Raw genomic sequence first — 22,037 nt, 5'->3', positions numbered from 1 at the left:
TTCGGGGCGCGATCTACTCCCTGGGGCGGGGGATTCCGCGCCCCGAGGGGAGAAGGGCGCCCCGAACCCGGGGGAGTCGGCAGCCCGGGCGGCGTCAGGCCGGACGCTCGGACAGGATGCGCTCGAACCAGGCCAGGGTTCCGCGGGTCATGTCGGAGGGCTGCCCGGTCGCCTCGAGCGCTGCCAGCACGTCGCGCACCTCGTGCTCGCGGCGTTCGGCGTGCTGGTACGTGCCCGCGACGAAGCGGTCGAGCAGTGCGGGCCCCTGGTCGCCGAGCTCCGAGGCGATCTGGTCGCGCACCCAGTCTTCGGCTCCGACGGCGCGGGCCGCCCCGAGCGTCTCGATCATGAGCGTCGCGAGCCCCTTCGTGAAGACGCTCCGCAGCAGCTTCATGCGGGCCGCGGCGCCCGCCGGCTGGTCGAGCACGACGACGGGCGCCCCGAGCGGCCGCAGAAGCGCGGCCAGCCGTTCGGCTCCGCGACCGCTGGCCAGGAGGGGCGTGCGCTCCGCCTCACGCGGGACGGGAGCGAGCACGGCGACGTCGACCACGTCGAGGTCGTGGGCCGCTCCGATCGCGGCGATGCGGTCTTTCAGATCGGGCGACGAGGTGTTGAAGTCGGCGAAGATCGTCGACGGCTCGAGCAGGGGGAGGGCCTCCTCGGCGACCTCCAGCGACGAGGCGGCACCGACCAGGCTCACGACCACGTCGGCGCCCTCGAGCGCATCGGCGAGGCGGTCGACCTGCCCGCCGTCGGCGAGCCGGGGGCGGAGGTCGTAGCCCCGCACCCGCGCACCGGCCTCGCGGAACCCCCCGGCGTAGAGGCTGCCGGCCTCGCCGAGCCCGATCACCGCGATCCGTGTCATCGCACGCCTCCCACCGCCGCCGCCCCGCCGGATCCCGTCCGCGGTGCCCGGGCATCGAGCGCGGCGATGTACTCCCACGAACGGGCCGACACCCCCGCATCGGGTCGCGGTCCGTGCAGCGCGGCGTTCTCGTCGACGTCGGCGGCGTAGACGTCGCGGAGCGACCGGGTGACCCCCGCGGCGGCCACGCGCAGCACTTCGACCACCGGCGCGGCCGACGAATCGTCGTTGCGCACGACGGCACCCATCGCCGCGTACACCGAGCCGTCGGGCCCGCGCACCGGCACAGCGATTCCGCGCGACTCGAGATGGATGTGGCCGGGAGCGATCGCCACGTCGTCGGCGCGGATGCGGCGGAGGGTCGAGCGCAGCCCGGCCCCGGTCGCGATCGTGCGGGAGGTGTAAGCGCGCAGCCCCTGCGCGATGGTGTCTTCGATCACGGCGTCGGGGGCGTGGGCGAGCAGCACCAGGCCGATCGAGGAGGCGTGCAGCGGGATGCGTCCGCCGATGAGCGTGGCGTTGACCACGGCGTCCTTCGTCGACATGCGCTCGATGAAGAGCACGTCGGTGCCCGACCTCACCCCCAGCTGCAGGTGCTGACGGATCCGCGCGTGCGCCGCGGCCAACCACGGGCGCGCCACCTCGCGGAGGCCCAGCGCCCCCGGAGTGCGCGAGGCGTATTCCCACAGCCGCACGCCGAGACGGTAGGTGCGATCGGGCATGCGCTCCAGCATCCCTTCCTGCAGCAACTCGCCGACGAGCCGGTGCGTCGTGGAGAGGGGGAGTCCCGCGGCGCGGGCGAGCTCGCCGAGCGTCAGGAACGGACGGAGCGCGTCGAAGGCGTCGAGCACGCGCAGGTGCCGGTGCAGCGCCGACTCCCCGGCAGATCTCCGCGCCATCGCGACCTCCTGCGAGAGACCCTACACACCATCCGCCGCGTGCCCGACCCTCCGGCGATCGCGGTCAGGCGCGATAGACCGTGCGCGCCCACTCGTGGTACGGCGCGGGGGCGACGGTCGCGCGGATCGTGACCTGGCGGTGATCCTGGTCGACCGAGTGCTTCGCGGAGATCGGATCCTCGCCCCACACCACCTCGACCTCGGTGCCGTCCGCCACGTCGACGTCGATCGTCGCGAGCGACATGTAGAGCTGGTCGAACGCGATGTATCCCGCGTCGGTGGAGATGCCGACGCTCTGGCCGTCGAGCCGCACGTCGTCCATCTGGTAGAGCCCGTAGCGCGCCTTCGGGAAGTCGAGGAACTTCGCCGGAGTGCCGGGTTCGAGCTGGGAGCGGACGACCGATGCGACGTCTTCGGCATTCCAGAGCAGCGTGGCCTTTCGCCGGCGCGGAGCCTCGGCGTGGCGCTCGAGGGCGGCGCGCCCATGGAAGTCGTGGTCGAAGCGCACCGAGCGCCCGAGCCCCAGGTCGTAGGGGGTCATGTAGAAATCGCGGATGTCGGACGAGAAGTGCGACCCGGCCACCGATCCGATGCGCGCGGCCGGCAGCCACTCGCGGTACTCGGCCAGGTCGTCGTCGAAGACCGCGGGGAACGGGGTGGGCACCCAGCCCGACTCGAGCGGCGTCGCCGAGTAGGCCTTCGCGCCCACGCGGCGGATGTCGAACTCGGCGCCGGCGTCGAGGATCGCCTCGAGCACGGCTTCGTTGTCTGCCCAGGGCCCGAAGAACTCGAAGCCCGGCTGTCCTGCCATGCCGTGGCGAAGCCCCTTGACCGCGCGTCCGGCGATCTGGAAGTCGCCGATGTGGAAGAACTTCACCTCGGGTGGCGGGCCGCCGAAGAGCTTCTCCATGACCTCGTCGGCGCGGGGGCCCTGCAGCTCGTAGCGGTAGAAGGTCGGGGGGCCCTGACGCATGTGCGAGTTCGGCTCGAGGCGGTGGTGCACGTCCTTGCCCGCCGCCGCGGCCTTCTCGACGTTGTAACGGATCCAGTCGATGAGGATGTGGTGGCCGATGAGCACCAGGCCCTCGGGGGCGTCTTCGTTGTAGAAGAGGATGCCGTCCCCGATGAGGTAGCCGCCCTCGTTCACCGAGATGAGCTGCTTGGCCACGCCGGGCCGGAAGGTGGCGAACGTGTTCGGCGAGACCGATTCGAGGAGCGGCAGCAGATCGCTGCCGCCGAGGAACAGCTGCGTCATGTGGTGGGACTGGTCCATGAGCGCCACGGTCGTGCTCCACGAGCGCTGCTCGTCGCGCCAGTTCGTGAACTCGGGTGCGACCGGGAACGTGAAGGCCGGCCAGTTCTGGTTGCGGAGCAGCTCCACGGCGGAGCCAGCACGGGTGATCGCCTGGGCGAGGGATTCGGATGTCATCGTCGACGTTCCTTTCGTTACGTCCGATCGTGCGCCCGCCGCGCCGGTTCGACGTGTCGGCTTCCGATGAAAGGAAATTCCGCGGCGGATGGGCGGTCTCGATGTCACCGTGAACCGGGTCGACGGGGCCGCCGGCGCATGCTCGTGGAGGGGGCCCGAGATCACGTCCGCATAACCGCACACCAAAATCGTTGACAATCGGGGAGCGGATCCGTAGCTTCCCAGACAGGGCGGGATTCGTCCTTTATGTCGTAGGCAAGGATGCTGCGACACGGAGAGGTGAGCAATGGCAGCTCGACTGACCCTGCAGGAGGTGAACCTGCGATTCGGTGGCATCACGGTGCTCGAGAACGTGGGATTCACGGTCGAACCGGGCCAGATCTTCGGCCTCGTCGGGCCGAACGGCGCGGGGAAGACCTCGCTGTTCAACTGCATCAGCGGGCATTACCGCCCGAGTTCCGGGTCGATCCGCATCGATGACGACGAGATGCTCGGCTCGACGCCGGCACGCCTCGCCCGACGCGGACTCGCGCGGACCTTCCAGCATCCCGCGCTCCAGCTGCACTCGTCGGTGCTCGAGAACGTGCTGCTGGGCGCTCACACCCGCCTCCCGGGCGGGCCGGCCGAGTGGTCGATCCGGTCGCCCCGCACCCTGAGGTCCGAGCGCGAGCTGCGCGCGGAGGCGCGTGCGCTGCTGGAACGGACGGGCCTCGGATGGGCAGCCGACCTCCCCGCCGACGAACTCTCCCACGGTCTGCACAAGGGCATCGAGCTGTGCCGGGCGCTCCTCTCGCGACCCCGCCTCCTCCTTCTCGACGAGCCCGCGGCGGGCCTGCCGCACTCCGAGGTGGAGCAGCTGATCGCGACGGTGCGCAGCATCCGCGACGACGACATCACCGTCATCGTCGTCGAGCACCACATGGGCCTGATCGCCGCGCTGACCGACCGGGTCGTCGTGCTCGACCACGGGCGCACGCTCATGGAGGGCACGGCCGCGCAGGCGCAGAACGACCCTCGCGTGATCGAGGCCTACATCGGAAAGGATGCGGTCGATGGCGCTGCTTGAACTCGAGAACGTCACCGCGTTCTACGGTCCCGTACAGGTGCTCGACGGCGTCTCGCTGTCGGTTCCCGAGGGAGGCGCGGTGGGCATCCTCGGAGCGAACGGCGCGGGCAAGACCACCACGCTGCGCGCGATCACCGGCGTCGTGCGGGCGGGCGGCAGCATCCGCTTCGACGGCCAGGACATCCGGGGCATGCGCACCGACCGCGTCGCGCGGATCGGTATCGCCCACGTTCCCGAGGGCAGAGGCACGCTCGGTTCTCTGACCGTGCGCGAGAACCTGCGTGTCGGGGCGTACCTCCGCAAGGACCGCACGGCGATCCAGACCGACATCGACTACCTGCTCGAGCTGTTCCCCAACCTGAAGGAGCGGTACCGCTCCAGCGCCTCCGCGCTCTCCGGTGGAGAGCAGCAGATGCTGGCCGTCGCCCGCGCCTTCATGGCCCGGCCCCGGCTGCTTCTGCTCGACGAGGCCTCGCTCGGGCTCGCGCCGAGCACGGCGAAGAACGTCTACGACGCGATCGCGCGACTGCGCGTCGAGTCGGGCATCGCGATGCTCGTCGTCGAGCAGAACGCCAACCTCGCTTTCCGCCTCGTCGACAGCGCGACGGTCCTCGAGACCGGACGCAACGTCCTCACCGGCACCTCGGCCGAGCTCAAGGGCATGGACGAGATCCGACGCGCCTACCTGGGAGGCTGACCGATGGGTACCTTCGTCCAACTCGTCGTCGACGGGCTCTCGATCGGGTCGGTGTACGCGGCCCTCGCGCTCGCGATCGTGCTCGTGAACCAGACGACCGGGCTGATCAACTTCGCGCAGGGCGGCATGGCGGTGCTGTCGGCGTACATCGCGTGGTGGTTCACCGGCTTCGGTGTGCCCCTGATCATCGCGATCCTGCTGTCGGTGCTGGTCTCGTTCTTCATGGGCGCGGGCATCGAACGGTGGGTGATGCGCCGCTTCGAACGGGGAGACCCCGACACCGCGGTCGTGGTCACCATCGGCGTGCTCACCCTCATCACCGGCATCTGCGGGTGGCTCTTCACCTACAACAACCAGCAGTTCGCCTCGCTCTTCTCGCTCGACACCGTCTCGATCCTCGGGGCCTCGGTGAGCGTGCGGTCACTCGGCACGACCCTCGTGATCGTGGCGATCATGATCGCGCTGCAGGGGCTGTTCCTCGGCACGAAGCTCGGACTCGCCCTCAGGGCGGTCGCGGTGAACCCGCAGTCGGCGTCGTTCTCGGGCCTCCCCGTCGGTCGGCTGCTCATGGTCGGGTGGGGCCTCGCGGCGGTGCTCGGTGCCGTCGCCGGTGCGCTCATCGCCCCGCAGCTGACGCTCACCCCGGGAATGATGGACAACGCCCTGGTCTACGCGCTCGCCGCGGTGATCCTCGGCGGCCTGTCGAGTCCTCTCGGGGTGGTGCTCGCGGCCTGGATCATCGGGGTGCTCGAGAACCTCGCCGCCGTGTACGTGCCGTTCATCGGCTACGACCTCAAGGTCGCGGTGCCGTTCGTGCTGATCTTCGTCGTGCTCATCGTTCGACCGCAGGGCCTGTTCGGCCGGAAAGCCGTGGTGCGCGTCTGATGTCCGCTGCAACGTCGTTCCTCTCGCGCCGCTGGGTGCGCCTCGCGATCACGATCGTGGTGGTCGCGCTCGTGCTCGCGCTGCCGCTCATGCTCCCCGAGTTCGCCAACCAGACCGTCGCCCGCATCGGGGTCTTCGCCGTCGCGGTGCTCGGCCTCAACGTCGTCATGGGCTACACCGGCCAGGTCTCGCTCGGCCAGATCTTCTTCGTGGGGTTCGGGGCGTACATCACCGCCTACGGGGTCGAGAACGACTGGAACATCGTCGTCACCTTCATCGCGAGCATCGTGCTGCCGGGTGTCGTCGGGCTTCTGATCGCGCTCGCCGCCGCTCGCCTCGGCGGGCTCGCGATCGCGATGGTCACCATCGCTCTCCCCATCGTCGGCGTGCCCCTCGCCAAGCGCCTGTCCGAGTTCACGGGCGGCTCGCAGGGCATCTCCGCCCGCTTCACCGACGCGCCGGAATGGTCGGGGCTGTACGACGACCAGTTCCAGCTCTACATCGTGATCCTCGTCGGCGGCATCGTCTTCCTCCTCACCCGCAACCTGGTGCGCGGGAAGTACGGCCGCGCCTTCGCCATCGTGAAGGAGAACGAGGCCGTCGCCTCGTCGATGGGCATCTCGCCGTATCGCTACAAGGTGCTGGCCTTCACGGTGGCCTCCCTCATCGGCGGCGTCAGCGGCTTCCTGTACATGGTGGTGGTGCAGTACACCTCGCCCGAGACCATGAGCTTCGGCCACAGCATCCAGCTGCTCGCCGCCATGGTCATCGGCGGCGCGGGCAGCATCATCGGGTCGCTCCTGGGCGGCGCGTACTACGTGCTCGCCCCGCAGCTGACGAACCTCGTCGATCCGAACCTGACCGCCGTGCTGCAGGGCGCGCTCCTGCTGCTCGTGCTCTTCCTCCTCCCCGGCGGGCTCGCCTCGCTTCCCGCCCGGCTGCGGAAGCTCTTCCGAAAACCTCAGCACGCCGGTCCGTCCGGCAGTCGACCGACTCCTCCGCAGGGCGAGCAGCAGCGCCCCGCGGCGGAGGGAACCGTCCTTCGAGACGCCGCCGGGGGCGGCACCTCGGGCACCGATAACAAGAAAGAGGATCAGGCATGAACATGAGCAAGAGGAGCAGGAGCGTCCTGGGCATCGTCGCCCTGAGTTCGGCGCTCGCGTTGACGATCTCGGGCTGTTCGCGCGGGGGAGAGGGCGGCGGTGACGCCTCGGGCGGCGCGGTCGCGGCCAGCCCCGGCATCACCGACACCACGCTCACCCTGGGCATCACGACGCCCCTGAGCGGTGCGACGGCCGGCCCCGGCACGTGCACCGTGGCGGGCGTCACGGCCTACTTCGGCATGAAGAACGCCGAGGGCGGCATCGAGTTCGGCGACGGCAAGACGCGCACGGTCGAGATCAACGCGCTCGACGACGCATACGACCCGCAGAAGGCGAAGGCCAACTACGACCAGCTCAAGGACAGCGTCTTCGCGATGACGGCGGGCCTCGGAACGCCGACGAACCGCGCGTACCTCCAGGCGGCCGTCGCCGACGAGGTGCCCCAGGTGCTCGTCATGACGGGCGACCCGATCTTCAGCGACCAGGCCGAGAGCCCGGAGCAGCTCGGCTTCGTGCCGATCTACCAGAACGAGGGCGAAGCCTTCGGAGAGCTGCTGGCCTCCTCGACCGAGAGCCACAAGGTCGCCGTGCTGTACCAGAACGACGACTACGGCGAGGGGTACCTCGAGGGCTTCAAGACGGCCGTTGAGGGCGCCTCGAACATCGAGATCGTCAAGGAGCTCACCTACGAGGCGACCGACACGGCCGTCGATGGTCAGATGACCGAGCTCGCCGCGTCCGGAGCCGATGTCTTCGTCAACGCCATGTCGATCACGCCTCTCGTGATCTCGGCGCTGCAGAAGGCGCAGCAGCTGAACTGGACCCCGAGCTGGTTCCTGCCGTCGAACACCTCGAGCCCGACGGCGATCCTCCAGCCCGGTGGTGCCGACGCGTTCCCCGGCATCTACTCGGTGTCGTTCGCCAAGGCCCCGCAGAGCCCCGCCTTCGCCGAGGACGAGGACGTGAAGACGTACCTCTCCGCGCTGAAGGAGTACGGCAACTACCCCGACATGCCGGCGTTCCCCCACTGCCAGTGGAGCTGGATGGTGGGCGCGACGCTCGAGCAGGCCTTCGAGAACATGACCGAGCCGACCCGTGAGAACTTCATGGAGGCGCTGCGGTCGATCACCGACTTCCAGGCGCCGTTGATGCTCGACGGCACCGCCGTCGACACGACGGTCGACGGTCAGCCCGCGGTCTCGTCGGTCGTCGTGCAGAAGTACAACGGCACCGGCTACACCACCGTCGAGGACTTCGGCTAAGTCCCGCGACACGAACGGCGGTCCGTCCCTCGGGGCGGGCCGCCGTTTGGTGTTTCCCAGGCAGGACTTCGGATGCTTCGTGCGACACGCCGGGCCATGCGGTGGCTGCCGCGGGGTGTGGGCTGGTTCGTCCGACGTTGCGCGGAGGGATCAGTCGAGGGTGCGGAGCACCTCGACGATCCCGGCGAGGTGGGTGCGTGTCGCCGCCTCCGCAGCATCCGCGTCTCCGGCGATCACCGCGTCGATGATCGCGATGTGCTCGGGAGCCGATCGGGCGGCGCGCCCGGGGGCGAACGCGAGGCGGAACTGGTGCCGTGCCGACTGGGCTCGCAGGCGCTCGAGCAGCTGGGTGGCGGTGGCGTGACCGCTCAGCTCGCGAAGACGCCGGTCCATCTCCTGGTTCAGGCGGGAGTACTCGACGAGATCGCCGGCGGAGACGGCGGTCCCGATGCGGTCGCGCAGGTCGCGCAACCATGCGATCGCGTCGGCGTCGACCCGCTCTGCGGCCTTGCGGGCGCACAGCGACTCGAGGCCCACGCGCACCTCGACGATCTCGATCGCCTCTTGGACGCTGATGGCGCGTACGCGCGCACCGCGGTTCGGCAGCCGCTCGACGAGTCCCTCGCTGGCGAGGGTGAGCAGCGCGGTGCGCACCGCAGCGCGGGTGGCGGTGAACCGGTCGCTGAGGTCGGCCTCGATGAGGCGCTGGTGGGGGGCGAACTCGCCGCCGAGGATCGCTTCGCGGATCTGCTGATCGACGGTGGCTCGTTCCACGGTGTCGGCGTCATCGGCGACAGGCATGAGGGTCATGGTTCCACGCTCTCCGTGAGATGCCCGTGGCGACCTCCACGGGCAGTGGCACCATTGTCGCCGATCCGGGCACCATTCTCGACGCCATTTCCGCTGTGCGGCAGGTGCGGAGTCAGGGCGCGGGGTGCGTGCTGGCCGCGAGACGCCAGGTCGCGTCAGGGATCGTGCCGACGGTCGCAACCGTGATCGCTCGCGCCGACGCGGCGCTCGGCTCGAGATGCGCGACGCATCCGTGGGCCGCCTCGATCCGGACGGCGACGCCGTACGGCCGCAGAACGGCCATGAGCGCGTCGGCGATCTGCTGTCCCAACCGCTCCTGCAGCTGGGGGCGGCGGGCGGCGAGCTCGACGAGAGTCGCGATGCGGCTGAGGCCCGCGATGTGGCGCACGGGCGCGTAGTAGATGTCGACGGTGCCCTCGAAGGGGAGGAGGTGGTGCTCGCAGACCGACCGGAACGGGATGCCGGTGAGCCCGACGAGTTCGCCGGGCTGCTCGTTCTCCGTCAGGGCGACGGGAGCGCCGAGCGCGGCGGCCGGGTCGACGCCGAGCCCCGAGAACAGATCGAGGAAGAGGTCGGCGACGCGTTCGGGCGTGCGGAGCAGGCCCAGGCGGTCGGCGTCCTCGCCGACGGCCAGCAGAAGTTCGCGGACGGCTGAGACCGCACGGTCGCGGTCGACGCTGACGGGGCTGGTGATCGTCATGGGGCCTCCTCGGCACCTTCGAGGCGGTCGATCAGGTCGAGTCCGCTGCGGGCCCACTGGATCTCGCCGAGGGCACGCTCGACGAGGCCTTCGTAGGCGAATCTCTTGTACGCGATCGTGCGTTCGCGATCTTCGTCGGCGGTGACGGCGAGGCGTCGGACGAGCATCGGGTTGTCGGCGGCGTCGATGCGCACCAGCTCGCCGCGCCACTGATCGAGTTCGCCCTCCCACTGCGCGATGTGAGCGCGGAGGAACGCGCGTCCCTGCGCGGGGGTGGCGGCCTCGAGGTAGGCCGCCCGCAGATGCGCGGGATCGCGCACCCGCTGGTAGTCGGGCGGCGAGGCCATCCAGTCGAGGAATGCCTGCTCGCCGGCCGGAGTGATGTGGTAGAGCCGTCGGGTTCCGCGTTCGCCGCGGGTCTGCTCCTCGCCGGACAACAGCCCCTCGCCCTCCATGCGGCGCAGCTCGGGGTAGATCTGCGAGTCGGGCGCGTGCCAGACATGGCCGACGGAGACGGCGAACTGCTTCTGCAGTTCGTACCCCGACTGCGGACCCACGCGAACGAGCGCGAGAAGCGCGTATCGCAGACTCATCGGACTCCTTCTGTCGTCACCCCGTCGGAGTGCCGAGGCTACCGGTCGACGCACCGCGGGGTGCGGCGAGGGGCCCGGGCGAGTTCGCCCAGGCCCCTCGGACGGACGTGCTCAGTCGTTGTAACCGGTGCGCCAGCCGCCCTGGTAGGTCGACCGGGCGACGGTCGAGTAGGGGACGGGGCTGACGACGACGCGGACCTCGGTCTGCTCGTGCTTCTCGACCGACGCCTTCGACGTGCCGCCGTCGGGCTCGCCCCAGACGACCTTCAGCTCGGTTCCCTCGGGCACGTCGGGGTCGACGACGCCGAGCGAGAGGCCGCGCTTCTCGTTCGCGCTGTATCCGGTGAACATCGAGAATCCGACGTTCGTGCCGTCGGCGTCGACGATCGAGTCGTAGTTCGCCGAGCCGTAGTTCGCCAGCGGGAGGTCGAAGAACTTGTAGGTCGGTCCGTCGACGTTGAGGAGCGATCCCCAGACTCCGGCGAGGTCCTCGGCGTTCCAGGCGAGCGTGACCTTCTTGCGCTGGCTGGCCGGGTCGATCTTCTCGAGGGCGTCGCGGCCGATGAAGTCGTGGTCGAACTTCACGAACGAGCCGTATCCGAGCTCCCACGGGGTCAGGTAGTAGTCCTCGATGTTGTCGGAGACGAACGAGCCGGCGAGCGTTCCGGTCGCCTCGTAGCTGTCGGTGCCGAGCCACTCGCGGTACGCGCGCTCCGCCTCGCCGGTGTAGATGGCCGGCAGCGGCGACGGGATCCAGCCCGACTCGAGCGTGTTGGAGGGGTAGGCGCGCGATCCGACCGGGACGAGACCGAACTCGGCCCCCGCCTCGACGATGGCGTCGCGGATGGCGTCGTGGTCGGCGTACGGGCCCCAGATCTCCAGGCCCGGCGCGCCGGCCATGCCGTGACGGAGGGTGCGGACCTGCTTGCCGGCGATGCTCATCGTCGACATGTTGAAGAAGCCGAGCTTCTCCAGCGGGCCGCCGTTGAGCTTCTCGATGACGGCCCAGGCGTTGGGACCCTGGATCTGGAAGCGGTAGTACTGGCGCGTGACCGCGTGGCCGTAGGGGCGCGAGTTCGAACGACGGTCGACCGTGAGGTCGAGGTTCGAGTAGCCGCCGGTCTCGGCGTGGAACATCAGCCAGTTCGACGCGGGTGCGCGGCCGACGTAGGTGTACTCGTCCTCCGCCTCGCGGAAGAGGATGCCGTCGCCGATGACGTGGCCCGACGAGGTCGTCGGCACGTACTGCTTCGCCTTGTTGACGGCGAAGTTCGCGACCGAGTTGATCGCGGTGTCGCTGATGAGCTTGATCGCGTCGGAGCCCTTGAGGAACACGTTGTCCATGTGGTGCGACTGGTCGTACAGCACGGCGGTGTTGCGCCAGGCCTGCTGCTCCTTGATCCAGTTCTGGAAGTCGGCGGGCACGACGGGGTAGATGTACGAACCGATCTGCGAGTTGCGCAGCATCTCGACCGGGTTGGTCTGGTCGAGCAGCTCCTGCAGGTTGTCAGCCATGGAAGGTGAACCTCTCTGTTCTCTCTCGAAGAGTGCCTCGGATGAGGCATGGGGTCAGGTGAAGACGATGGTCTGGTTTCCGTGCCGGATGACACGGTCCTCGGCGTGCCACTGCACGGCTCGCGACAGCACGGCGCGTTCGACGTAGGCGCCGCGGGCCTGGAGGGCTGCGGCAGAGTGCGAGTGGTCGACGCGCGCGACGTCCTGCTCGATGATCGGACCCTCGTCGAGGTCTTTGGTCACGTAGTGAGAGGTCGCGCCGATGAGCTTCACGCCGCGTTCCTTGGCCTTCTTGTAGGGGCCGGCGCCGATGAAGGCGGGGAGGAACGAGTGGTGGATGTTGATGACGGGAACCCCGACGCCGGTGATGAAGTCGTCGGAGAGGATCTGCATGTAGCGCGCGAGAACGACGAAGTCGACGTTGCCCGCGAGGAGCTTGAGGATCTCCGCCTCGGCCGCCGACTTGTCGGGCCCCTGCGAGGGCACGTGGAAGAACGGGATGCCGAAGGAGCGCACGTCCTCCGCGGTGTTCGTGTGGTTGGAGATCACCATCGGGATCGTGACGTTGAGCTCGCCGCGGCGGTGGCGCCACAGCAACTCGAGCAGGCAGTGATCGCTCGTGGACGCGAGGATCGCCATGCGCTTGGGCACCGACTGATCGGTGAGTTTCCAGGTCATGCCGTAGGGCTCGAGGGTCTCCGCGAGGTCGGCCTTGAGGTCGGGGAACGCGGCGGCGAGGTCGTTCATGTGGAACACGACGCGCTGGAAGAAGTTGCCGCCCTCGGGGTCGTCGCTGTACTGGTCGAGCGAGACGATGTTCGCCTTGTGCCGCGTGATGAGCGCGGTCACGGCGGCGACGAGCCCGGGCTGGTCAGGGCCGTGGACGATCAGGCAGGCGCGATCGCGAAGGGCGGCGGTGTGCATGGACATGCGTTTTCTCCTCAGGCCTCGGTCGTCGGGCGCGGGTCAGACGCGGGCCGCGATGTAGTCGCGTGCCCACTCCGACGTCGCCTTGAGACCGCCGAACGTGTAGAAATGCAGTTTGACATCCCCCGACGCGGGGTTCTGGGCGAGCTCGGCGGCGAGGTCGGTGACGAAGGTGTCGGGACCGGCGGTTCCCATGAGGTTCGTGAGCGAGAACCCGTACTTCTTCACGATCATCGCGTTCGCGCCGACGCCGAAGCGGCGCGCGAACCCGATGAGGCGCTTGATGCCCGCGGGGCCGGGGGTGCCGATACGGATCTCCGACGCGATGCCGCGCTCGCGGACACCGTTGACCCAGGCCGTGACGGGGTCGGTGTCGAAGGCGAACTGCGTGAGGATGACAGCATCCAGGCCCTGTTCCTTCAGCGCCGCGGACTTGTCTTCGAGGTGCTTCCAGAGCACGTCGTTCGGGATGTCGGGGTGCCCCTCGGGGTAACCGGCGATCGAGACCTCGGTGGCCCCGTACTTCTGGAGGAGTCCGGTGCGGATGACCGACAGCGAGTCGGGGTAGGGACCCTCGGGCTCCGCCGGGTCGCCGCCGACCGAGAACACGTTCGAGCTCGCGCCGACCTGCTGGAGGCGGTCGAGGTACTCCTCGAGCTGAGCCTGCGACGACAGGCGTCGGGCCGAGATGTGCGGGACCGGGACGAAGCCCATGTCGACGACGGCCTTCGAGGCAGCCACGCGCATCTCGAGGTCTTCGTTCCCGAGGAAGGTGACGTTGATCTTGGTGCCGGCCGGGATCGTGCTCTGGGCTTCCTGGAGGCCGGGGATGTCTTTGCCGGTCATCTCCAGCGAGAAGCCTTCGACGAGACGAACGGATGCGGCGTTGTCGCCCGCGGGGGATGTGTGTGCCACTGATCGTGGTCCTTTCCGCTCTCAGGGGGAGTGCGTCACTGCAGCTCCGAGAGGGACATTACCTACGTTGATAGGTAATGACAAGAGGTATTTCGGATGTGCCTGTCGGCCCACGGATCCGTGACGTCCGTTCGCCAATAAACGATCACGCGACGATCGTCACGGAATGCTTGACATTGGGTCGGCCATCGCGGAGCATGGCGGTGTCAGCACGACGCGGTGCGGATGACAGCGTGACTCCCGTAACGGGCGCCCGCCGATGGCCCTGTCGCGTCGACACCCACTCACCGCACTGAGAGGCCATTCGATGAAGAAGACCCTGACCGCGCTCGGACTCGTCGCCGTCGCAGCCCTGGCGCTCGCCGGCTGCAGCGACTCCGCCGCCACCCCCGCGAACACGTCGTCGGGCTCCGCCGACGCGGGCGGCGGCGAACTGCGCGACGTTCGCGTCGCCGCCCTCCCCATCGCCGAGAGCGGGGCGCTCTGGGCCGCGATCGACGCGGGCATCTTCGAGGAGCACGGCCTCGCGGTCGAGGTCGTCCCCGCCCAGGGCGGCGCCCAGGCGATCCCCGCCCTCCTCAGCGGTGACATCGATTTCGCCATCGGTCAGCCCATGGGGCCGATCCGGGCCGACCTGCAGGACCTCGGGGTGGTCATCTTCGGCAACTACGCCTCGAGCCTTGCCAGCGGCGACGACGTCAACTCGGTCGTCGCGCTCGCCGACTCCGGCATCGCGAGCCCCGCCGACCTCGCGGGAAAGCGCGTCTCGGTCAACAGCATCGGCGCGGCCGGCGACCTCACGATCCGCAAGGCCGTCGACGACGCCGGCGGCGACTCGTCGACGATCGAGTTCATCGAGGTCGCCTTCCCCGACGTGCAGGCGCAGCTCGAGGCCGGCAACATCGACGCCGGATGGGTGCCCGACCCGTTCCGCGGCCTCATCGTCAGCGGTGGCGGGGTCGACGTGGTCTCGCCCTACCAGGCGACCATTCCGGGTCTGACGGTGCTGACCAACTTCACCACGCAGGAAAAGATGGACTCCGACCCCGAGCTCGTCGCCGACTACGCGGCGGCCATGAAGGAAGCGCTCGAGTACGCGACGCAGAACGAAGACGCCGTGCGCGCGGCGATCGCGTCGAACCTCGAGATCCCGGAGGCTGCGGCCGCAGCAATCACGCTGCCGAACTTCACCTTCGATCTCGGCGACGCCGGCATCGAAGACCTCGGCGCCCTCGCCGTCGAGTACGGCTACATCGACGCGGAGCCCGACTTCGCCACGCTGATCCAGCCGCAGCAGTGACCCGACCGGGGGCGTCGCTCGGCGACGCCCCCGGCCTCTCCCTCCCGGAAGGCGTCTCATGACCCTTGCTCCCCCCGCTCCGCTGCACACCTCGACGGTGGTGGTGCCGCGTCGCCGGAAGCCCCGGCGGTCTCTGCGCAAGCCCGTCCTGGGCGCGCTGGGCATCGCCGGCTTCCTCGCCGTGTGGCAGCTCGTCGCCGCGGCCGGAATCGTGAACCCTTCGCAGCTGCCCTCGGCCGTCGACACCTTCGCCCGGCTCGGCGTGATGGTCGGAGACCTCGAGTTCTGGCGCAACGTCGGGCGCACCATGACGGCGTGGGCGATCGGTCTGGTCATCGCCTCGGTGCTCGGCATCGTGCTCGGCGGGCTCGTCGGGCTGATCCCGTTCCTGCGGAAAGCGACCCACAGCACGGTGGAGTTCCTCCGCCCGATCCCGTCGGTCGCCCTCATCCCGCTCGCGATCCTCGCCTACGGCATCCAGATCCAGGCGGCGCTCGTCATCATCGTCTATGCCTGCTTCTGGCAGGTGTTCGTGCAGGTGCTCTACGGCGTCGCCGACATCGACACGGTCGCCCGCGACACCGCGCGCAGCTACGGGCTGACGCGGGTCGCGCAGCTGCGAAGCCTGGTGCTCCCCACGGCGCTCCCCTACATCTTCACGGGACTGCGGCTCGCCGCATCCGTCGCCCTCATCCTCGCCATCACGGCCGAGATGACCATCCAGAACCCGGGCCTCGGTCAAGTGCTCGTCGTCGCCTACAACATCGGCAACATCTCGACGGTGTACGCGGTCGTCGTCGTCACGGGCATCCTCGGGCTGCTGATCAACCTCGTCTTCCGCTTCATCGAACGCCGCGCGTTGGCGTGGCACCAGTCGATCCGCGGGGAGGAAGTGCTGTGACCCTCTACACGAGCACCGTGCGCACCGCCCCGCCCGCGCCGCGCGTGTGGGCCAAGGCCGGCAAGAGCATCGGGTTCGCCATCGGTCTCCCGATCGTGCTGCTGATCGTCTGGGGAATCTGGGGAACCCTCGCCCCGGCGAAGTTCTTCCCGGGCCCGCTGCGGATCGCCGAGGCGTTCGTCGACACCTGGGTCGGGCCGATCTTCGTCACCGACGTGTTGCCGAGCCTGGCCAGGCTGGCCGTGGCCATCGTGCTCGCGATCGCCATCGGGATCGCCGCCGGAACGCTGATCGGTCTCACCCGGTGGCTGCGCGAGCTGCTCGAGCCGCTGCTGGAGTTCTTCCGCGCGATCCCGCCGCCGGTGCTCATCCCCGTCTTCGTCGCGCTGCTGGGCGTGACGGACAGCATGAAGATCATCGTCATCGTCTTCGGGTCGCTCTGGCCCGTGCTGCTGAACACCGTCGAGGGGGTGCGCGGCACCGACTCGGTCATGACCGAGACCGCGCGCTCGTTCTCGCTGACGCGCAGCCAGCGGCTGTTCCGCCTCGTGCTGCCCGCGGCGAGCCCTCGCATCATGGCGGGGGTGCGCCAGACCCTGTCGGTCGCCCTGATCATGATGGTCATCTCCGAGATGTTCTACTCGTCGTCGGGGCTCGGCTTCCGCATCACGTTCTTCCAGCGCAACTACCTCATCGCCGAGATGTGGAGCGGCATCGTGCTGCTCGGCCTCGTAGGTGTGCTGCTGGCCGTCGTCTTCACCATCGTCGAGCGCAGAGTCCTGCGCTGGTACCACGGAATCAAGGAGGTGGAGCGTGCCTGAGACGCTCCTGCACGTCGAGCACCTGAACAAGGTGTACGAATCGACCACCGGATCGGTGGAGGCCATCGGCGACATCGACTTCACCATGCGTCGCGGCGAGCTGGTCTGCATCGTCGGCCCGTCGGGCTGCGGCAAGACCACCCTGCTCAAGTGCATCGCGGGGCTGCTCAAGCCCACCGCCGGCAGCGTCGTGCTCGACGGCAAGAAGGTCACCGGCCCGCCGCCGAACATGGCGCTCGTCTTCCAGGAGTACGGTCGCAGCCTCTACCCCTGGCTGACCGTGCGGGGCAACGTCGAGCTGCCCCTGAAGCACAAGAAGCTCTCGAAGGGCGAGCGCGACCGTCTCATCGACGACGCGCTCGTCGCGGTCGGCCTCGATCACGCGGCCAAGAGCTACCCGTGGCAGCTCTCGGGCGGCATGCAGCAGCGCGTGGCGATCGCCCGTGCCGTCGCCTATCAGCCCGAGGTGCTCATCATGGACGAGCCCTTCGCCGCCGTCGACGCGCAGACTCGGGCCGATCTCGAAGATCTGGTGCGCCGCCTCCACCTCGAGCGCGGCATGTCGATCCTCTTCGTCACTCACGACATCGACGAATCGGTCTACCTCGGCGAGCGGGTCGTCGTGCTGTCCAAGTCGCCGACATGGGTGCAGGAAGACCTCGTCATCGACCTGGCCCCGGACCGCGACCAGATCACCACGCGGGCCCTGCCGCGCTTCACCGAGCTGCGCACGCACGTCTACGAGCAGATCCAGCGCGCCAAGCGGGGCGAGGCCGTGCGGCCGGTCGCCTGACGTGTCGTCCACGGTCACCCCTGCCCGCCCCCGCGATGAAGAGGCGGGCCTCGCCCGCAACCCGCGACAGCTGCTGCTGGCGCTGCTGGGAGAGCAGCTCGACCTGCGCATCGAGCGACCCCTGCGCGCGGGTGTCTACCTCGACGTGCTCGAGGGTGCGGGCGTCGCCGGCCCGACGGCGCGCGCCACACTCGACCGCATGGTCGTGCGCGGGTTCCTGAGCCGCGGTCGCGTCGGGCGCGAGGTCGAGTACGGCCTCACCGACCACGGCCGCGACGTGCTGCGCGAGGGGTCGGAGCGCGTGCATTCGCCCGACCCGTTCTCGCCCCACGGCGGAGGATGGACGCTCGTGACCTTTTCGGTTCCCGAGGGCCAGCGCACTCTCCGCCACCGCCTGCGCGCCGCCCTCACCTGGGGCGGGTTCGCGCCGGTGCGCGACGGTCTGTGGGTCGCCCCCGGCGAGGTCGATCTCGCCGGTGCGCTCGAGCCGCTCCGCGACGAGCTGGCCGACTCGAGCGTCGTGGCCTTCCGGGCGCGCGACCTGCCCGAGTTCCCTCTCGCCGCGTCGGTGCGGGAGGCCTGGGATCTCGTCGCTCTGCGCGGACTGCACGAGCGCTTCCTGGCCGTATGGGAAGAGCCGGCGCGCTCCGCAGCATCCGTTCCGCCGCTGTCGTCGCTGACGATGCTGGTGTCGGACTGGCTCACGTTGCTCAGGGCAGACCCCCGTCTTCCCGACGAGTTCCTCGACGACGACTGGCCGGCGCAGCGCTCGATCGCCGCCTACCGGGCGCGTCGTAGCGAGCTGCACGTCGCGGCCGTCGCGGCCTTCGCCGACCTGGGCTGACGTCTCGGGTCACCCGGCCACGAACGCGGTCGCTGCTGCACCGGCACGTTGCCGAAGAAGATGGCCGCGGCATCCTGGAGACCATTGGCGGTGAACTCCTGCTTCCGTTCCCGGACGAACGCGATGAGCGAAACGAGATCGACGGTGAGAGCTGCCGGTCGTGCCCGATCATCTGTTGTCGAGAAGCTGTGCGAGCGTGTTCTCGACCGGCAAGGGGCGGTGGCCGACGATGGTCTCGAGGGTGGGGTCCGCCACGTCGAATTCGCCTCGGCGTGCTGCCTGGAACATGCCGAGTGAGAAGTCGGCGACCATCGGTGGGAGTCCTCGGGCTATCGCTGCGGTCTTCCATTCGTCGTCGTCGATCGTCACGCGTGTGATCGTGCGGCCGGTGAGTCGGCTGAGGATCGCGGCGACATCGCCGAGGTCGAGCGACGTCGACGCGGTCAGCGGGGAAGAGATGCCTGCGATCAGGTCAGCGCTGGTGAGGGCGATGGCGGCCGCTTCGGCGAGGTCTTCGTGTGCGGTCCAGGAGACGGGACCGTCCTGCGGGACGGTGATCTGGCCAGTGGACAGGGCGCTGTCCAGATGGATGGCGAGAGCGTTCGCATAGAACCCGTTCCGGAGCGCGACGAACGGGACGTTGCGTGTGGCCAGATAATCCTGCGTCGCTGCGTGCACCTGCTGCGGTGGGAACAGCGAGCGTGGTGACGCTGCTTGGTGGCTCGTGTACATGATCCGCGAGGCGCCCGCCGCGACGGCGGCATCGATCGCGGACTTGTTGGCCTCGAAGGCTCCGCCGCCGCGGATGGCCGCCGAGACGACCAGAACCTGGTCGGCGCCCTCGAACGAGCTCTCGAGGGTCTCCGGTCTGGTGAAATCTCCACCGCGGACTCGGACGCCCTTCGCGGCAAGGTCCCCGGCCTTGCCCGCATCTCGCACGCTAACTCCCACCTCTCCGGCGGGTACTCGTTCGAGCAGCCGCTCTACGATGCGGCGCCCGAGATTTCCTGTCGCTCCGGTGACAATTATCATTGATTCGCCATTTCTGTTTTCGTTGATACCAGGATGACAGTGACTGTACCACGTTGTTTCCAGCGATAGATCAATCGCGGTATCGTTGATACGTGGCAGTGGATCGCGAGACAGCTCCTCGTCCGGACGTGCGCGCGCAGATCATCGAGGCCGCCGGTCGACTCCTTCGTGACGGCGGAGTCGCTGCCGTGACGACGCGTCGCGTCGCGGACGCGGCCGGCGTGCAGGCGCCGACGATCTACCGTCTGTTCGGTGACAAAGACGGCCTGCTCGACGCTGTTGCCGAGCATGCAGTGGCGATGCATGTGAACGGCAAAGCGGAGCGTGCTGCCGATGAGGATGACCCGGTGCTCGCGCTGCGGTCGGGGTGGCGCTCGCAGATCGACTTCGGCCTGTCGAACCCGGAGCTCGTCAGGCTGATGAACGCCCGTGCCGAGAGGTCACCCGCGATCGAGGCTGGTATCGCGGTTCTTCGACGTCGAATCCACAACCTTGCGACGGCCGGTCTCTTGCGCGTCAGCGAGCAGCGAGCCCTCGGAATGATCCATGCCGCCGGCGCCGGCGCCGTCCAGGCGCTCCTCGAGACCAGTCCGGAGAGCAGGGACCTCCCGCTCGCAGACGCCCTCTTCGACGCAGTGCTCGATCAGATCCTCGAACCGCGTTCCGTCATAGACGGCGCAGACAGCACCACTTCGATCGCGGTCCGCTTCGCCACGCTCGTACCGGCGCTACCGGGTCTGAGCTCCGCGGAGCGGTCACTGATGGCCGAGTGGCTGGACCGATCCATCCGAACCGCACAGTCTGACTAGTCGCCCCGCCCCGTTGGTGCATTCAGTCGGATGCTGCGCGAGCCGAGCTGCGTCGTCAGTTCCGCTCGCGAGAGACCGCCCACTCTTAGGACCATGGTCGTGCGCGGGGCCCGATCTGGCAGTGGCATGTTTTCAGGCTGGGGCAGCGGACGCTGCGGCACCGCCTGCGCGCCGCCCTCACCTGGGGTGGGTTCGCGCCGGTGCGCGACGGTCTGTGGGTCGCCCCCGGCGAGGTCGATCTCGCCGGTGCGCTCGAGCCGCTCCGCGACGAGCTGGCCGACTCGAGCGTCGTGGCCTTCCGGGCGCGCGACCTGCCCGAGTTCCCTCTCGCCGCGTCGGTGCGGGAGGCCTGGGATCTCGTCGCTCTGCGCGGACTGCACGAGCGCTTCCTGGCCGTATGGGAAGAGCCGGCGCGCTCCGCAGCATCCGTTCCGCCGCTGTCGTCGCTGACGATGCTGGTGTCGGACTGGCTCACGTTGCTCAGGGCAGACCCCCGTCTTCCCGACGAGTTCCTCGACGACGACTGGCCGGCGCAGCGCTCGATCGCCGCCTACCGGGCGCGTCGTAGCGAGCTGCACGTCGCGGCCGTCGCGGCCTTCGCCGACCTGGGCTGACGTTCAGCGCGACGAGACGGCTCGTCTACCGCGTGACTTCGATCGTGGTGCGAGGCCGGGCGTAGCCACGCGCGCGGCACTATCTTGAACGGGTGAAAGCTCCCCGGAGAGCCCTGCTTGCGGTTGCCGTCCTCATGAGCCTGCTTCCAGCGGCGGCATGTTCAGCGTCAGGACCTCAGGAGGACGATTGGGTGCTCACTCCTGTGAGCTATGACAACTCGATGGACGGCGAGCAGGCGGGCGAGAGCCTGATCGACACCACCTACCCGATGGAACTGCTCGGCGACACCGCGGGAGGCTTCTGGGGAGTTTCGGTCGGCTCTTGGCTGCACATCGATGCGTCCGGCGACGCCGTCCGCCGGTTCAACCTCGACGAGGGCGTCCCGAGTGGCGCGGTGGCGGCAATCACCCCCACTCAACTCGTGGTGGTCTCATCCGACGCGGTGAGTGGAGGTGGAGTGGTGCGGATCTTCGACACGGAGACCATGTCATGGGATGTGGTCCACCAGGACTCGCGGCCTCTAGGAGACGTGACGGTGTCCGGTCAGGACGTCCTTGTCGTCGCCTACGACTACTCGGCGACACCGACGTTCACGGTCGCGAGGCTCCCGCTCGATGCAGGCGTCGGCGCCGTCGACATCACCACGCCATTACCGGCGATTGGCCAGATTGCCCTGGACGCGGACAGCACTGGCACGATCCACCTCGTCACTGGGGAACACCGCTACACCTTCGCCGCTGACGGTCAACTCCTGGCCGAGGTGGCATCCCGGAGCGAGCGCCCCCTGATCTCCGTCAACGACCGGGGAGAGGTACTGTCGTCACGCCAGGGAACACCGCAAGAGCTCTCCTCCTTCGTCGCGGCCGGGTCGGCACAGGCTCGAGCGGTCATCGAACGTCACGCCGATTGTGATCCGTCGGGTAGTGGCGCTGCTGTCGACCACCTCGCGATTGTTACCGCCGAAACGACCGTGACGACACCGTTCTTGTGCGCGCCGGCGGGAATGACCTGGATCACCGACGATGCGTTCGTCGTCTCCGTCGGTGACGAGGGAGGCGCCCCACTGGTGCTCGTCGAACCACCTCCCCGCCCGGGGGCACTTTCGTAGGCATACGCCGCCTCGGGGCACATGGCGAGGCTGTCGCGAGGAATATCCGCGACTACTCGTATCCGACCCAGCCCGGGGGAGGAGCTCGGGCAGTGGGAATCCTCGGCCAAGACGGTTCAGGGCGTCCGGCGACCTACGAGTGCGAGTG

Annotated in this window: 23 protein-coding genes; 13 read left to right on the top strand and 10 right to left on the bottom strand. The window is 68.9% G+C overall.

Translation table 11 applies throughout. The features are described from left to right. Positions 1 to 94: 94 nt before the first annotated feature. The 3 genes from ABTU82_RS07825 to ABTU82_RS07815 form a co-directional block, all read right to left on the bottom strand. Complete coding sequence (locus ABTU82_RS07825) at positions 95 to 865, bottom strand: DUF1932 domain-containing protein (protein WP_407172753.1); 771 nt, start codon at positions 863 to 865, stop codon at positions 95 to 97. Continuing rightward, on the bottom strand, positions 862 to 1,764 hold the full coding sequence (locus ABTU82_RS07820) for an IclR family transcriptional regulator (protein WP_407172752.1): 903 nt from the start codon (positions 1,762 to 1,764) through the stop codon (positions 862 to 864). Before ABTU82_RS07820 ends, ABTU82_RS07825 begins: the two co-directional genes overlap by 4 nt. Positions 1,765 to 1,828: 64 nt before the next feature. After that, positions 1,829 to 3,193 (bottom strand): aminomethyltransferase family protein, encoded by a 1,365-nt coding sequence (locus tag ABTU82_RS07815; RefSeq protein WP_116648186.1) that lies wholly within the window; start codon positions 3,191 to 3,193, stop codon positions 1,829 to 1,831. 286 nt (positions 3,194 to 3,479) lie between these two features. On the opposite strand from ABTU82_RS07815, the gene ABTU82_RS07810 reads away from it, so the two are divergent. From ABTU82_RS07810 to ABTU82_RS07790, 5 genes are read left to right on the top strand one after another with little or no spacing between them, the layout of a single operon-like run. Continuing rightward, a complete protein-coding gene (locus ABTU82_RS07810) occupies positions 3,480 to 4,259 on the top strand; it encodes an ABC transporter ATP-binding protein (RefSeq protein WP_116648185.1) in 780 nt (259 codons plus the stop codon). Continuing rightward, positions 4,246 to 4,956, top strand: coding sequence for an ABC transporter ATP-binding protein (locus ABTU82_RS07805; RefSeq protein ID WP_116648184.1), 711 nt, complete (start codon positions 4,246 to 4,248; stop codon positions 4,954 to 4,956). The genes ABTU82_RS07810 and ABTU82_RS07805 overlap by 14 nt, the downstream gene beginning before the upstream one ends. A 3-nt stretch (positions 4,957 to 4,959) precedes the next feature. Beyond that, positions 4,960 to 5,841: a branched-chain amino acid ABC transporter permease gene (locus ABTU82_RS07800; RefSeq protein WP_407172751.1), complete on the top strand. Its 882-nt coding sequence runs from the start codon at positions 4,960 to 4,962 to the stop codon at positions 5,839 to 5,841. Further along, complete coding sequence (locus ABTU82_RS07795; protein WP_116648182.1) at positions 5,841 to 6,944, top strand: branched-chain amino acid ABC transporter permease; 1,104 nt, start codon at positions 5,841 to 5,843, stop codon at positions 6,942 to 6,944. Before ABTU82_RS07800 ends, ABTU82_RS07795 begins: the two co-directional genes overlap by 1 nt. Continuing rightward, positions 6,941 to 8,206 (top strand): ABC transporter substrate-binding protein, encoded by a 1,266-nt coding sequence (locus ABTU82_RS07790; RefSeq protein WP_240606925.1) that lies wholly within the window; start codon positions 6,941 to 6,943, stop codon positions 8,204 to 8,206. Before ABTU82_RS07795 ends, ABTU82_RS07790 begins: the two co-directional genes overlap by 4 nt. 150 nt (positions 8,207 to 8,356) lie before the next feature. On the opposite strand, the gene ABTU82_RS07785 is transcribed toward ABTU82_RS07790, so the two are convergent. The 6 genes from ABTU82_RS07785 to ABTU82_RS07760 all read right to left on the bottom strand — a co-directional run bounded on the left by ABTU82_RS07785 (position 8,357) and on the right by ABTU82_RS07760 (position 13,666). Then, a complete protein-coding gene (locus ABTU82_RS07785; protein WP_407172750.1) occupies positions 8,357 to 9,016 on the bottom strand; it encodes a GntR family transcriptional regulator in 660 nt (219 codons plus the stop codon). Positions 9,017 to 9,128: 112 nt separating this feature from the next. Next, entirely contained in the window at positions 9,129 to 9,716 is a 588-nt protein-coding gene (gene folE, locus ABTU82_RS07780; RefSeq protein WP_407172749.1) for a GTP cyclohydrolase I, read from the bottom strand. Then, on the bottom strand, positions 9,713 to 10,309 hold the full coding sequence (locus ABTU82_RS07775) for a PadR family transcriptional regulator (protein ID WP_116648180.1): 597 nt from the start codon (positions 10,307 to 10,309) through the stop codon (positions 9,713 to 9,715). The genes folE and ABTU82_RS07775 overlap by 4 nt, the downstream gene beginning before the upstream one ends. A 111-nt stretch (positions 10,310 to 10,420) precedes the next feature. Further along, positions 10,421 to 11,824, bottom strand: coding sequence for a vanillate/3-O-methylgallate O-demethylase (gene ligM / locus ABTU82_RS07770; RefSeq protein ID WP_116648179.1), 1,404 nt, complete (start codon positions 11,822 to 11,824; stop codon positions 10,421 to 10,423). Positions 11,825 to 11,878: 54 nt separating this feature from the next. After that, entirely contained in the window at positions 11,879 to 12,754 is an 876-nt protein-coding gene (purU, locus tag ABTU82_RS07765; protein ID WP_116648178.1) for a formyltetrahydrofolate deformylase, read from the bottom strand. Between the two features lie 36 nt (positions 12,755 to 12,790). Beyond that, positions 12,791 to 13,666, bottom strand: a complete 876-nt coding sequence (locus ABTU82_RS07760; RefSeq protein ID WP_407172748.1) for a methylenetetrahydrofolate reductase — start codon at positions 13,664 to 13,666, stop codon at positions 12,791 to 12,793. Positions 13,667 to 13,973: 307 nt separating this feature from the next. Between ABTU82_RS07760 and ABTU82_RS07755 the strand changes: the two genes are divergently transcribed. The 5 genes from ABTU82_RS07755 to ABTU82_RS07735 are packed head-to-tail and all read left to right on the top strand — an operon-like array spanning position 13,974 to position 18,325. Further along, positions 13,974 to 14,966 (top strand): ABC transporter substrate-binding protein, encoded by a 993-nt coding sequence (locus ABTU82_RS07755; protein WP_116648177.1) that lies wholly within the window; start codon positions 13,974 to 13,976, stop codon positions 14,964 to 14,966. Between the two features lie 58 nt (positions 14,967 to 15,024). Continuing rightward, positions 15,025 to 15,867, top strand: coding sequence for an ABC transporter permease (locus ABTU82_RS07750; protein ID WP_407172747.1), 843 nt, complete (start codon positions 15,025 to 15,027; stop codon positions 15,865 to 15,867). Beyond that, on the top strand, positions 15,864 to 16,688 hold the full coding sequence (locus tag ABTU82_RS07745) for an ABC transporter permease (protein ID WP_407172746.1): 825 nt from the start codon (positions 15,864 to 15,866) through the stop codon (positions 16,686 to 16,688). Before ABTU82_RS07750 ends, ABTU82_RS07745 begins: the two co-directional genes overlap by 4 nt. Continuing rightward, on the top strand, positions 16,681 to 17,481 hold the full coding sequence (locus tag ABTU82_RS07740) for an ABC transporter ATP-binding protein (protein ID WP_121147677.1): 801 nt from the start codon (positions 16,681 to 16,683) through the stop codon (positions 17,479 to 17,481). Before ABTU82_RS07745 ends, ABTU82_RS07740 begins: the two co-directional genes overlap by 8 nt. A 1-nt stretch (position 17,482) precedes the next feature. Then, complete coding sequence (locus tag ABTU82_RS07735; protein WP_116648173.1) at positions 17,483 to 18,325, top strand: PaaX family transcriptional regulator; 843 nt, start codon at positions 17,483 to 17,485, stop codon at positions 18,323 to 18,325. Positions 18,326 to 18,493: 168 nt separating this feature from the next. Here the strand turns inward: ABTU82_RS07735 and ABTU82_RS07730 are convergent, their stop codons facing one another. After that, positions 18,494 to 19,357: an NAD(P)H-binding protein gene (locus ABTU82_RS07730; RefSeq protein ID WP_407172745.1), complete on the bottom strand. Its 864-nt coding sequence runs from the start codon at positions 19,355 to 19,357 to the stop codon at positions 18,494 to 18,496. 92 nt (positions 19,358 to 19,449) lie between these two features. Here ABTU82_RS07730 and ABTU82_RS07725 point away from each other — a divergent pair, with 92 nt between their 5' ends. The 3 genes from ABTU82_RS07725 (at position 19,450) to ABTU82_RS07715 (ending at position 21,889) form a co-directional block, all read left to right on the top strand. Beyond that, complete coding sequence (locus tag ABTU82_RS07725; RefSeq protein ID WP_407172743.1) at positions 19,450 to 20,166, top strand: TetR/AcrR family transcriptional regulator; 717 nt, start codon at positions 19,450 to 19,452, stop codon at positions 20,164 to 20,166. Between the two features lie 113 nt (positions 20,167 to 20,279). Continuing rightward, positions 20,280 to 20,780: a PaaX family transcriptional regulator C-terminal domain-containing protein gene (locus ABTU82_RS07720; protein ID WP_407173304.1), complete on the top strand. Its 501-nt coding sequence runs from the start codon at positions 20,280 to 20,282 to the stop codon at positions 20,778 to 20,780. Positions 20,781 to 21,001: 221 nt separating this feature from the next. After that, entirely contained in the window at positions 21,002 to 21,889 is an 888-nt protein-coding gene (locus ABTU82_RS07715) for a hypothetical protein (protein ID WP_407172741.1), read from the top strand. Positions 21,890 to 22,037 lie beyond the last annotated feature (148 nt).

The organism is Microbacterium deferens (assembly GCF_045517775.1).
Taxonomy (GTDB): domain Bacteria; phylum Actinomycetota; class Actinomycetes; order Actinomycetales; family Microbacteriaceae; genus Microbacterium.
Note: the sequence above shows the minus strand (reverse complement) of the source record. Positions and strands in the feature narration are given on the sequence as shown.

Bases quoted from the DNA above. Each gene is read 5' to 3' on its own strand.
- folE (WP_407172749.1), bottom strand. From the start codon at position 9,716: ATGACGATCACCAGCCCCGTCAGCGTCGACCGCGACCGTGCGGTCTCA.
- ABTU82_RS07805 (WP_116648184.1), top strand. From the start codon at position 4,246: ATGGCGCTGCTTGAACTCGAGAACGTCACCGCGTTCTACGGTCCCGTA.
- purU (WP_116648178.1), bottom strand. From the start codon at position 12,754: ATGTCCATGCACACCGCCGCCCTTCGCGATCGCGCCTGCCTGATCGTC.
- ABTU82_RS07730 (WP_407172745.1), bottom strand. From the start codon at position 19,357: ATGATAATTGTCACCGGAGCGACAGGAAATCTCGGGCGCCGCATCGTA.
- ABTU82_RS07815 (WP_116648186.1), bottom strand. From the start codon at position 3,193: ATGACATCCGAATCCCTCGCCCAGGCGATCACCCGTGCTGGCTCCGCC.
- ABTU82_RS07820 (WP_407172752.1), bottom strand. From the start codon at position 1,764: ATGGCGCGGAGATCTGCCGGGGAGTCGGCGCTGCACCGGCACCTGCGC.
- ABTU82_RS07775 (WP_116648180.1), bottom strand. From the start codon at position 10,309: ATGAGTCTGCGATACGCGCTTCTCGCGCTCGTTCGCGTGGGTCCGCAG.
- ABTU82_RS07755 (WP_116648177.1), top strand. From the start codon at position 13,974: ATGAAGAAGACCCTGACCGCGCTCGGACTCGTCGCCGTCGCAGCCCTG.
- ABTU82_RS07800 (WP_407172751.1), top strand. From the start codon at position 4,960: ATGGGTACCTTCGTCCAACTCGTCGTCGACGGGCTCTCGATCGGGTCG.
- ABTU82_RS07795 (WP_116648182.1), top strand. From the start codon at position 5,841: ATGTCCGCTGCAACGTCGTTCCTCTCGCGCCGCTGGGTGCGCCTCGCG.
- ABTU82_RS07810 (WP_116648185.1), top strand. From the start codon at position 3,480: ATGGCAGCTCGACTGACCCTGCAGGAGGTGAACCTGCGATTCGGTGGC.
- ligM (WP_116648179.1), bottom strand. From the start codon at position 11,824: ATGGCTGACAACCTGCAGGAGCTGCTCGACCAGACCAACCCGGTCGAG.
- ABTU82_RS07715 (WP_407172741.1), top strand. From the start codon at position 21,002: ATGGACGGCGAGCAGGCGGGCGAGAGCCTGATCGACACCACCTACCCG.
- ABTU82_RS07750 (WP_407172747.1), top strand. From the start codon at position 15,025: ATGACCCTTGCTCCCCCCGCTCCGCTGCACACCTCGACGGTGGTGGTG.
- ABTU82_RS07785 (WP_407172750.1), bottom strand. From the start codon at position 9,016: ATGACCCTCATGCCTGTCGCCGATGACGCCGACACCGTGGAACGAGCC.
- ABTU82_RS07825 (WP_407172753.1), bottom strand. From the start codon at position 865: ATGACACGGATCGCGGTGATCGGGCTCGGCGAGGCCGGCAGCCTCTAC.
- ABTU82_RS07790 (WP_240606925.1), top strand. From the start codon at position 6,941: ATGAACATGAGCAAGAGGAGCAGGAGCGTCCTGGGCATCGTCGCCCTG.